Annotated in this window: 7 protein-coding genes; all 7 read right to left on the bottom strand. The window is 71.7% G+C overall.

Annotated features, from left to right (window positions below; all coding sequences use genetic code 11):
• Window positions 1-117 precede the first annotated feature (117 nt).
• Entirely contained in the window at window positions 118-216 is a 99-nt protein-coding gene (locus H5411_RS39640) for a hypothetical protein (protein ID WP_246370093.1), read from the bottom strand.
• A 1-nt stretch (window position 217) separates the two neighbouring features.
• Window positions 218-1339, bottom strand: a complete 1122-nt coding sequence (locus tag H5411_RS39635; protein ID WP_246370092.1) for a tyrosine-type recombinase/integrase — start codon at window positions 1337-1339, stop codon at window positions 218-220.
• A 758-nt stretch (window positions 1340-2097) separates the two neighbouring features.
• Window positions 2098-2271, bottom strand: a complete 174-nt coding sequence (locus H5411_RS39630; protein WP_183126770.1) for a hypothetical protein — start codon at window positions 2269-2271, stop codon at window positions 2098-2100.
• A 224-nt stretch (window positions 2272-2495) separates the two neighbouring features.
• Entirely contained in the window at window positions 2496-4124 is a 1629-nt protein-coding gene (locus H5411_RS39625; RefSeq protein ID WP_183126769.1) for a PucR family transcriptional regulator, read from the bottom strand.
• 22 nt (window positions 4125-4146) lie between these two features.
• Entirely contained in the window at window positions 4147-5400 is a 1254-nt protein-coding gene (locus H5411_RS39620; RefSeq protein ID WP_183126768.1) for a M20 family metallopeptidase, read from the bottom strand.
• Complete coding sequence (locus H5411_RS39615) at window positions 5397-6311, bottom strand: DUF1028 domain-containing protein (protein WP_183126767.1); 915 nt, start codon at window positions 6309-6311, stop codon at window positions 5397-5399. Before H5411_RS39615 ends, H5411_RS39620 begins: the two co-directional genes overlap by 4 nt.
• Window positions 6308-7135 carry an alpha/beta fold hydrolase gene (locus H5411_RS39610; protein WP_183126766.1) on the bottom strand — a complete coding sequence of 276 codons (828 nt, stop codon included), beginning with the start codon at window positions 7133-7135 and terminating at the stop codon, window positions 6308-6310. The genes H5411_RS39615 and H5411_RS39610 overlap by 4 nt, the downstream gene beginning before the upstream one ends.
• Window positions 7136-7153: the final 18 nt, after the last annotated feature.

Here is a 7153-nt window from a genome sequence, read left to right as displayed (position 1 = left end):
CATCACGCGTGGTGGGGCAAGGGAACCCTCGCCGGTGCCGTGTGACGGATCCTGAGTGCGGCCGTCGATGCTGCTCTGCTGCCCTTCGCGGCGGGGGCGACGTTCGGCGTGGCGTGATCAGTGCCGATAGGGCACGAAGTCCCGGCCATACCGCTCCCGTGCGATGATGATCTTCTGGATCTGGGCGGTGCCGTCGGCGATCTCGACCGCCATCATGTCACGCAGCCGCTGCTCGAACGGGAGTTCCTCGGAATAGCCGTTCTTCGAGGGTGGCTGCGACGCAGGTGAGGGTGTTGCCGGCGCGGCTGCCGACCGGGATGTGTCCGGCGTATCCGGCTGCGACGGCGTACCCGAAGTTGCGTTCGACCCAGGTCAGCGTGGTGTATCTGAGCCAGTGGGCGGTGACCCCGAGGTTTTTGACCCAGGGGAGGTGGCCTCCGATTCGTTTCCACAGGTTTTGGTAATAGTTGTTGTCGAGCGGATAGCTGTTGGCCCGGACGAACAGCGGTGCGGTCGGATCTCCGTTCGGTGATCGGTGTTCGACATGGGAAAGCAGGCCAGCCATCAGGGTGGGGGAGACGGGCTGGTCCCGGACGATGCTGCCTTTCTCGCGTAGCCGAACAGTGAGCTGGGACGGTTCGAGATCGCAGGGGCGCAGCGCGATCGCGCCGCCTCGGCGGCAGGTCATCTCGGTGTGCAGGCGGATGACCAGGCAGTCGAGTGCTGTGTCGCGGCCGGTGGTCGCGGCGGCCTCGTTGATTTCCGCTAACTGCTTCGACGTCAAGGCCCGGCGGAGGCTTTTGCGCTTGGGCGGTCTTCTCACATTGGGCAGAGGGCTGTCGGTAGGAGCGAGGACTTTGTCCGCGAGTGCGCACCGGTAGAGGAATCTGACGGCGTCGATGAAGTTGGCGCGGGCACCGTGGCCGCCGCGGGACGCTTTGCGCAGGATCGAGCGTTCCTGCACCTTGATCACCAGATTCGCGATCTCGATGGGTGTCGGTTCGTCGAGGCGGCGGTCGGGCCATTCGTCGGCCAGGATGTTCAGGTAGATCCGCCAGGTCCTTGCGGAGCTGGGAGTCGCGGCTTTGAGCGCTTTGGGTACGTATTCGGCGAAGGTCGCTGTCGTGAGCGCCGCGGATGTCGCTTCGGCGAGGTCGGCTGGCGAGAGGCCCATTGTGGCGATGAGCGTTTTCGCCGCCGCGATCATCTCGGTGGAGGTGTTGTGGCGGTCATCGGCTGTGGCCTCCGGACTGAGGTGCTCATGGGCGGGCGACAGCAGTCGGTCCAGGAGCGCAACGGTGTAGACGAGGAGGATCTGGTGCGGCGGGCTGGCGGCCATCAGGACCGGGTCGCCGGCGCGAAGCGCACACCGGGAGCGCAGCGCGACGGGAATCGACACGCGCAGCCCGGGCCCGCGTGGGCGGTCCCGTTCGGGTCCGGGCGGACGAGCACTGCCGCTCCGTGCCAGAGCGCGAGAGTCAGCGGAGTGCGCGGATTCCAGCCGAGCGGCTCGAGCAGAGTCCGGCCGGCCAGCCTGCCGGAGGCGTCGATCCTGACCATCGAGTAGCACCAGGCAGCGGTCGCGTGTTCAGCAGACTGCCGCGGCAGGGGCAACGGGGCCGAGGGTTTGCTCGGTTCGTGGTCGCCGCGCACGGCGTCCGGGAGTGCGAGCGCGGCGACTCGCGGCTCAGCATCCGATCATCGCCCGCCGGCCGCGACGGCTCGGACAGGGAGGCCGGACCGGCGGGTGCGGCGGCGCTGAGCGCAGTGCGCCGTGTCGTGAGGCTGCTTTCGGCCAGATCTGGGGTCAAGGGATGTATCCCGTGAAAACTCGGCTTAGCCGGTCGCTTTGTGGAGGAAACCGGGGACGCATCCCGTATTCAGGGATGGCATACCGGCGAGTCTAACCAGCCGGACGCGCCCTGGCGTCGAGAATGGCTCGACTGGTGGAGACCGGCGAGGCCGCAGCCTTCAGGTCCCGCACCGCGGCAACCTGGGCGCCGAGGCCTGTGCCGCGGGGTATTGATCGGATGTATCCGGACCAGCCGGGTCGCGCTACGGGTGTCGACAGATCCGCTCCAGCCGCTCGAGGGCGAGTCAGGCGGCGAGCGAGTGCGGCTCGCCGGTGAGGGCCGCCAGAGCGGTGGCGATCTCCTCGATCGTCGCGGCGTTGTGCGATGCGACGGCAGAAGCCGCGTTTGTGCAAGCGACCTGTCGCACGAACGCGGTTCCGCTGTGTGCGATCTGAGCGCGCGGGCCGTCCGTGCCCATTGCACTTCGTCGACGTGTTTCGCGGGTGCCGGGGTGTGCGGTGGCTTGCCAGGCATTGCCGTCGGGGATGCCTGGCGCGGGGGATGGGACTGAATGGCCGGGAGGCGTCAAGTGCACCCCGGCGGAGCACTACGCGGCGTTTCTGAAGCGGGCGTGGTTACCGGTCTCGGAGCGGTTGACCGAGCCCCGGCGGCGCGGGCGCAGGCCTGGCTGAGCCACCCTGGTCAGTGCGGGCGGGGCGGGGCGACGGGGAGTTCCGCGAGCAGTTCGGGGTGCGCGGTGAAGGCGGCGACCTGCAACTGCGCGACGAGACGCTGAGCGGGGTCTTCGACGTCGATGCCGAAAATGTCGCGGATGCGGGTGAGCCGGTACTTGAGCGTGTTGCGGTGCACGTAGACCGCGCGGCCGGCGGCGGTAAGGTCGCCGCCCGCGTCGAAGAACGCGCGCAGGCTCGCCAGGTGCTCGGTACCGCAGTCCCGGTCGCTGACCACCATGCCGGCGACGCCGCCCTGCAGCAGCCGCGGCCGCTCGCGCAGGATTTCGGTGATCTCGGAGAGGATCGCGTCGGCGATGGAGTCGTCGAAGGCGAGCACCCGGCGCGACTCGTCGAGCAGCGGCAGGTCGAGCAGCCGGTCCGCGGCGCGGCGCGCCTCGGCGAGCTGGGCCGCGGACGCGATTTCCCCGCTGATCGCCGCGCGCAGGCGCAGATGCAGCTGCCGGTCCGCTTGCCCGGTGATTTCCCGGGCCAGCCGGGCCGGTTCGTCCGGTGTGCGGTCGGCGACCGGGAACGTCGCGTAGATCCGCCCGTCGCACGAGGTGACCGCGCCGCGCCTGCGCGAGGCCTCCACGCGCAGCGCCACCAGGTCTTCAAGCGGGCGGAGCTCGGGAATGGCCGGCGCCGGTCCCGGCCGGTCCGGGACGAACGCGACGAGCCGGAAGCACACTCCGTCGAGGCCGAGGCGGCTTTGCACGGTGGCGGCGTTGGCCCGCCCGGCGAGGGCGTTGCGGAGCAGGTCGCTGCGCAGCCGGCGGTCGAGGTCCTCGCTGATCCGCGACCGCAGCAGTTGCAGCGCGGCGACGCGGGCGGTTTCGGCGAGCAGGTCGGCGGAATGCTGGTCGAGCTTGTGCTTGGACTCCGCGACCCACAGGTAGCCGAGGATGTCGCTGCCGCCGCGGATGGCGGTGACGAGCCGGGTCGCGCCGTCCGGCGGCACCACCCGGACCGGGGTCAGGCTCTGGCGCACCCGCGGCAGGATCCCGGTCGACTCGCACCAGTCCATGAACTCGCGCGGCGGCCTGCGGTGCAGGATCGAGTGCTCTCGGATCTCGTCGATCGGGTCGCCGAGGCTGGAGAACGCGATCACCTCCATCCGCTCGTCGTCGATGATGACCGGGCCTTCGAGCATCGCGGCCGCCGAGTTGGCCAGCGCGAACAGGTCGCCGAAAGGAACGCCGCGCTCGTCCGGCACGGTCGCCGCGGCCGACGCGATCGACGTGCGGGCCAGCGAATGCAGCTGGTCCCAGGACATTTCGGGGGAGATCGCGAGCACGGTGGCGCCGTGCGACTCGCCGAGCGCACGGATCCGTGCGCGTTCGGCGTCGTCGTGGATCTTGAAGGCCAGCACGGTGTCCGGGCCGACCTCGGCGACGAGGCGCTCGGTGTCCGGGTCGGCGGCGCGCAGCCCGATGCCGAGCACGAGGTCGCCCGGGTTGATCTGCACCGCGGTGCTCGTATCGTGGATCAGCACGGCCACCACCGGCAGGTCGAGCCCCGCGGGGGAGTGCAGCACGTCGACGAAATCCCCGCCCACCAAGCCGAGGAACGTGTCCAAGGTGAGTCCGGCAGCGCCCATGGGGTGTCTCCCTCCGGGCTGCTCAGCGCGCGCTGGGCACCCCTTCGACGTCGGTGTCGGCGGAAGAGCCTCCGGCATTGTCGGCCATCGGCGCGGTCCCGGCAAAGCCCGCGAACAGGCAAGCGTAGACCCCGACCGCCGTGACCAGTGCGTCGATCTCGACGTACTCGTCGACAGTGTGGGCGACCGCGAGGTCGCCGGGGCCGAACACGACCGCCGGGATGCCGAGCTGGTTGCGCATGAACCGGGCGTCGGTGGTGAACGGCAGCCCGGTCGTGCCAGGCGCCCGGCCGGTCATCGCGGCGAACGCGTCGGCCACGTACCCCACGAACGGGTGGCCGGGGGCGATCTCCGACGGTTCGCAGAACGTGTCGACCCGCAGGTCGTAGTCGGTCCCCCGGACGAGCCCGAGCGAGGCGATCCGGTCGACGATGCCCTGGACGGCCATCGCCCGGCTCTCGCCCGGCAGCACCCGGCGGTCGATCTCCAGCAGGCATTCCTCGGGCACCACGTTCGGCCCGCTGCCGCCCCGGATGGTGCCGACGTTGCACGTCGTCGTGCCGAGCAGCGGGTGCGGCGTCTGCGGGAACTCGTTGTCGTGCAGCACTTGCGCGATCGCGGCCGCGGAGATGATCGCGCTGCGCCCCTTGGCAGGTTCGCTGCCGTGGGCGGGCACCCCGTTCGTGGTGACCGTCGCGAACATCAGGCCGCGTTCGGCAAGGCAGAGCCGGAGCCCGGTGGGCTCCGGGTCGAGGCACGCGTCCGCCCGCACGAGATCCCGCGCGACCAGCGCCGCGGTCCCTTGCGCACCGCCCAGCTCCTCGTCCGCGACGAGATGGAACACCAGCTCGCAGGGCAGTTCCAGGCCGAGCGAACGACACACCTGCAGTGCCGTGAGCGCGGCCGCGACCCCGCCCTTCATGTCCGCCGCGCCGCGGCCGTAGATCCGGCCGTCAGCCACCTCTCCGCCGAACGGATCGTGCCGCCACGCGTTCGGGCGGACCGGCACGGTGTCCAGGTGGCCGTTCACCAGCAGCACCGGCGCTCCTGGCCGGGAACCGGTGGTCAGCAGGAGGTTCTGCCGCCCGGGGGCGGTTTCCACCACGGTCGCCGCGAGCCCGAGGTCGGGTGCCCGTTCGCGGAGATGGCCGGCGATCTCCGTTTCCCGGCCGGGCGGATTCTCCGAGCGGATGCGCACCAGATCCTGGGTGAGGCCGGTGACCGCGTCGACGTCGACGGCCGCGCGGATCTTCCGGACGAGGTCGGGGCGGGTCATCGCAGGTCCTTCACGTCGTCGTGGCCGAGGAAGCCGGCGTCGGCGAGCCGGTCGAGGAACCGGGCCAGCCGAGGATTCGCCGTCAGCGGTCCGGCGAGCTGCCGGCGCGCGGCCGCCGGATCGCCCGAGCGGGCCAGCAGGACGCCGCGCCAGAACTCCGCCTCGGGGTTGCCCTTGAGCACTTCCGCCGCGCCGGCGAGAGCGGCCAGCGCCCGGTCCCGGTCGCCCGGCCGCGGTTCGGCGTAGGGCCCGACCATCAGCCCGGGCGCGAACATGGTGCCGGAGACGGCGTCGAACGCCCGCCGGTACGCGAGCAGCCGGCGCAGTTCGGCGACCGGATCGGGATGGTCTTCCACACGCAGGTCGATCGGTCTGTGCCGCCAGGGTTCGCCGGTCCGGGACTCGTCGACGACCAGCAGCGCCGCGCCCTGGCTGCCGCGGATGTCGCCGCCCGCGCGTTCGGCCGCTTCGAGCGCGTGCATCATCCGTTCGGCCAGATCGCCTTCGCGGTCGCGATAGGCCGCGAGCATCGCGGGCAGCACGCTGTCGTGGTCGAGCATGTTGCCCTGCACGCTCACCGCGCCGTCGGACAGGTTGCCGGCGGCCGCGATGCAAGCCCGCCCGGTCCACGCCGCCGCGTCGCCGGTCGTGCCGACGAAGGCGACCTGGCGGACCTCCGGGTGGTCGTCGTCGCGCAGGAGCCGCTCGAGCGCGTCCTCGGCCGGAACACCGTCGGAGAGCAGTTCCAGTCCGCGCGCGCCGTAGCGGCCGTCGACGAAAGCCTGGGTGGCGATCGCGCCGACGCCGGGGACAGCCCAGGTCACCGAGGCTCCGGGGGCGAAAAAGTGGGACTGGCAGGCCACGCCGAGCTGCCCGGTGCGCTCGTCGCGGGCCACGATGGAGTAGGTCATCGGTTCCCCGTTTCCGCGGAGGCGTGGAATTCCTTGACCGCGGCGGCCGTTGCGGCGGGATCCTCGAGCATCGGCAGGTGCCCGATCCCGTCCAGCATCCGCACTTCGGCGTTCAGGCCGGCGGCCAGTTCCCGTGCCCGCGGAGGCGGGCAGGTCGGGTCGTGGCTGCCGACGAAAACCCGGGCGGGCGGGGGATCCGCGGCCACCACCGCGGCGGCAGGCCGGGAATCGGCGTCGCCGAACGTGCTGCGCAGCACTCGCACGACCGTGTCGGTGGCCCGGTCGCCGTCGCGGCCGCCGGAGGCGAGTTCCACCAGTCGTGCGGCAGCGTCGGGCCGGGACCGCGGGCCGAGGATCTCGCCGCCGTGCCGCGTGAACCATTCCCGGACTCCGAGCGCGCGCAATGCCTTTTCCGCCTCGTCGAGCGCGTCGGCCGCCCAGCCGACTCGCAGCGCGGCGCCGAACGCCGCGATGCTGGCCACCCGCTCCGGGGCGGCGGCGGCCAGCTCCACCGCGACCGCCCCGCCGATCGAGCCGCAGACCAGATGCGCGCGCTCGACGCCGGCCGCGTCGAGCACCGCCACCGCGTCGGCGGCGTAGTCGACCGGCAGATAAGGACCGCCCGGGTCTGACCGGCCGTGCGCGCGGTAGTCCACCGCGAGCGCACGGCGCGGGCCGCCGAGCGCGGCGACCACGTCGGTCCAGACCGCGGCCGCGGTGTTGACCGGGTGCAGGAACAAGACCGGGACGCCGGTGCCCGGCCAGTCCAGATAGGACAGTCGGCCGGAGCGGCCCCGGGCGGACCGGCGTACGTGCTGTGCCATCGTCCCTCGTTCTCCTGG

It is taken from the genome of Amycolatopsis echigonensis (genome assembly GCF_014174495.1).
GTDB lineage: Bacteria > Actinomycetota > Actinomycetes > Mycobacteriales > Pseudonocardiaceae > Amycolatopsis > Amycolatopsis echigonensis.
The sequence above is the reverse complement of the archived record's forward strand: the minus strand, read 5'-3'. Positions and strand labels throughout refer to the sequence as shown.

Bases quoted from the DNA above. Each gene is read 5' to 3' on its own strand.
- H5411_RS39610 (WP_183126766.1), bottom strand. From the start codon at position 7,135: ATGGCACAGCACGTACGCCGGTCCGCCCGGGGCCGCTCCGGCCGACTG.
- H5411_RS39625 (WP_183126769.1), bottom strand. From the start codon at position 4,124: ATGGGCGCTGCCGGACTCACCTTGGACACGTTCCTCGGCTTGGTGGGC.
- H5411_RS39630 (WP_183126770.1), bottom strand. From the start codon at position 2,271: ATGGGCACGGACGGCCCGCGCGCTCAGATCGCACACAGCGGAACCGCG.
- H5411_RS39615 (WP_183126767.1), bottom strand. From the start codon at position 6,311: ATGACCTACTCCATCGTGGCCCGCGACGAGCGCACCGGGCAGCTCGGC.
- H5411_RS39620 (WP_183126768.1), bottom strand. From the start codon at position 5,400: ATGACCCGCCCCGACCTCGTCCGGAAGATCCGCGCGGCCGTCGACGTC.
- H5411_RS39635 (WP_246370092.1), bottom strand. From the start codon at position 1,339: ATGGCCGCCAGCCCGCCGCACCAGATCCTCCTCGTCTACACCGTTGCG.
- H5411_RS39640 (WP_246370093.1), bottom strand. From the start codon at position 216: ATGATGGCGGTCGAGATCGCCGACGGCACCGCCCAGATCCAGAAGATC.